Origin of the sequence: uncultured Photobacterium sp., assembly GCF_947502415.1 — a bacterium.
Lineage (GTDB): Bacteria > Pseudomonadota > Gammaproteobacteria > Enterobacterales > Vibrionaceae > Photobacterium.
In genome coordinates this window covers 1-1,944 of the sequence record NZ_CANMZV010000070.1, presented here as the reverse complement: position 1 = coordinate 1,944, position 1,944 = coordinate 1, and the positions used below count along the sequence as shown (strand labels likewise).

The 1,944-nt window shown below is 41.6% G+C and carries 3 protein-coding genes; all 3 read left to right on the top strand.

All coding sequences use genetic code 11. The features are described from left to right. Window positions 1–173 precede the first annotated feature (173 nt). Complete coding sequence (locus tag Q0852_RS23470; RefSeq protein WP_128783326.1) at window positions 174–428, top strand: type II toxin-antitoxin system Phd/YefM family antitoxin; 255 nt, start codon at window positions 174–176, stop codon at window positions 426–428. Then, a complete protein-coding gene (locus Q0852_RS23465; RefSeq protein ID WP_299022818.1) occupies window positions 421–687 on the top strand; it encodes a Txe/YoeB family addiction module toxin in 267 nt (88 codons plus the stop codon). Before Q0852_RS23470 ends, Q0852_RS23465 begins: the two co-directional genes overlap by 8 nt. A 66-nt stretch (window positions 688–753) precedes the next feature. After that, the gene (locus Q0852_RS23460) at window positions 754–1,203 is read left to right on the top strand and encodes a DUF6331 family protein (RefSeq protein ID WP_299022816.1); all 450 of its coding nucleotides are present in this window, start codon (window positions 754–756) and stop codon (window positions 1,201–1,203) included. Window positions 1,204–1,944: the final 741 nt, after the last annotated feature.

Sequence of the window (1,944 nt, the reverse complement as noted above, 5' to 3'; positions counted from 1 at the left end):
CGTTACACTCGGCGGTTTTGGTATGAAGTTCGGTGTGCTTTGCTGGTTCGGCGGGGCACACCTTATTGCAGGCGTTACCTGCGTTTAATTAGCTTCTGTGCATGATCTTGTACAAGTCTGAATATTGAGTTAAACTTGTGCAATAACGTGTACAACTTAAGTTGAGGTTAATTATGCGTATTGTTTCTTTTACTGAGGCACGGAATGGTCTGAAATCTGTGCTAGATGGCGTTGTTAATGATGCTGATTGCACTGTTATCACTCGCCGAGATTCTGAAGATGCGGTTGTAATGTCAATGGACTACTACAACAGCCTTATGGAAACCGTTCATCTACTCAAATCGCCTGCGAATGCAGCTCACTTAAACAAATCAATTGAGCAGTATAAAGCGGGCAAGGTAACAGAACGAGATATCATCGATGAGTAGAATGTTGGCCTGGACTGATGCTGCTTGGGATGATTACTTATATTGGCAAAGTCAGGATAAGAAAACACTCAAGCGCATTAACAAATTAATCTTAGATACAAAACGTTCACCTTTTGAAGGTATAGGAAAACCAGAAGCCCTGAAAGAAAATTTATCAGGTTTTTGGTCTCGACGTATAGACGAGTCAAATCGCCTTGTTTATGCCGTTGATGATATTCACATCACCATCATTTCTTGCCGCTATCACTATCAAGCTTAAATCCTTGAATACGCCGCGCAGGTAACAAGGCAATCAAGGTGATGCGTTACACTCGGCGGTTTTGATATGGAGTTCAGTGTGCTTTGCTGGTTCAGTGGGGCACACCTTATCGCAGGCGTTAGGTTGCTCTATAGAGTAGGTGATATGGAAAATAATCATAAAAATGACATCAGTATTGATGATGGGCTGTGGATTAAAAATGATGTCGATGTTAACTGTCTAAAAGAAGCGCATGAAATCGATGTCACCTTGATTCAAAATCCTCAATTTTGGAACTTGTTGGAACAAGAATGTGTATCAGCATGCTGTGGAATTGATGCATTCATCTTTTGGTCTGAAGATGTAAGTCATATAGCTAAACAGTGTGGTCGAGAAGAGCTAAAATTCCAGTTTTCTCAAATTATTAAAGCCGTACTTATCATTGACAGCGAAGTGTTTATTAGCAAGAGGCTGAACACATTTTTTAAAAAGTCAGCCTTACTAAAATTGCTTTGTCACATAGAAAATAGCCTTTAACGACGAACAGCAACCTAACAAAGCCATCAAGGTGATGCGTTACACTCGGCAGTTTTGGTATGGAATTCGGTGCGCTTTGCTAGTTCTGTGGGGCACACCTTATGGCAGGCGTTATGGCGTAAGTAAGTACAGGTAACGTGGCAGCTGAATTACTGGCCGGTGGGTCGTTCTTAGTCGCTAGTATATTGCAGTTTTCCAGCTCTGTTATGGTGCTGGATGTATTCAAAGAAAATCGGTATTTGTAGGCACTGTACGCAACACGTCCGATTGTCGTCCTGAGGTGGCTTTTTTCATTTGTCCAATTGGCTCCTGCAGTTGTGTTGATTTCCTTCATTTTCGTTGGGTCGAGGCTTGGCAGCTAGCAAGCAGTAGTTTTCAAATCCTGTTATGGTGCTGGATGTTTGTAATGAAAATCGGCATCGTTGGTTCCAGTCCGCAGCACGCTCGATTGTCGTTTAGTACTCGCTGTTTTTTTCCTTAAGCACCGATTCACACAGATAGAAGAGAGCAGTCCGTTCCTCTTCTGAATAAATCCTGTTTAAATTCCCATCAAAAAAGTCAGGTTTCAGTTATAGCCACCTGAAATTAATCACAAAAACTGCGATCCCTCAACTTCCTATTTACTCAGTGATGTATGATGCCTGAATCATATGGCAGGCAAATAACAGGGCAAGATCATGAAGAGCCCTTATTTTACAAGGCTTCCAGAGAGGTTGCTTTTTTAGAATAGGCTTCATTTTT

Coding starts and splice junctions, on each gene's coding strand:
- Q0852_RS23470 (WP_128783326.1), top strand. CDS start 174: ATGCGTATTGTTTCTTTTACTGAGGCACGGAATGGTCTGAAATCTGTG.
- Q0852_RS23465 (WP_299022818.1), top strand. CDS start 421: ATGAGTAGAATGTTGGCCTGGACTGATGCTGCTTGGGATGATTACTTA.
- Q0852_RS23460 (WP_299022816.1), top strand. CDS start 754: ATGGAGTTCAGTGTGCTTTGCTGGTTCAGTGGGGCACACCTTATCGCA.